This window comes from Larkinella sp. C7 (assembly GCF_006149005.1).
Classification (GTDB): domain Bacteria; phylum Bacteroidota; class Bacteroidia; order Cytophagales; family Spirosomataceae; genus Larkinella.
Genome location: NZ_VBSL01000090.1, coordinates 1 through 397 on the forward strand (window position 1 = coordinate 1; position 397 = coordinate 397).

Annotated in this window: 1 protein-coding gene; it reads left to right on the top strand. The window is 42.6% G+C overall.

Annotated elements, in window-relative coordinates:
• Nucleotides 1-397 (top strand): IS3 family transposase (locus FH871_RS34490; RefSeq protein ID WP_229317765.1); only part of this gene is annotated, 397 nt, incomplete at both ends.

The window sequence follows — 397 nt, forward strand, 5'->3', positions numbered from 1 at the left end:
ATAGAGAGTTGAAGGAGCTAATTTCAGCTATTTATACCGAACATAAGGGTCTATATGGCTATCGTAGAATCCATCAAGAGTTATTGAATCGTGGCTATATCCTCAATCACAAGAAAGTTCAACGCTTGATGAAGGAGCTTGGATTGAAGGCTAGGACCCGTGTCAAACGTCGCTATAATTCTTACAAGGGAGACGTCGGTAAGAAAGCTAAGAATCTGATTAGGTGTCGGTTTGAGGCTTCCCAACCTCTGAAGAAGTGCTACACAGATGTCACAGAATTTGCCATTCCAGCCAGTGACCAGAAGCTCTATTTATCACCAGCCCTTGATGGTTACAATAGCGAAATCGTCGCTTATCATTTATCCACTTCTCCTAATTTACAGCAGCTAGAGTCCAC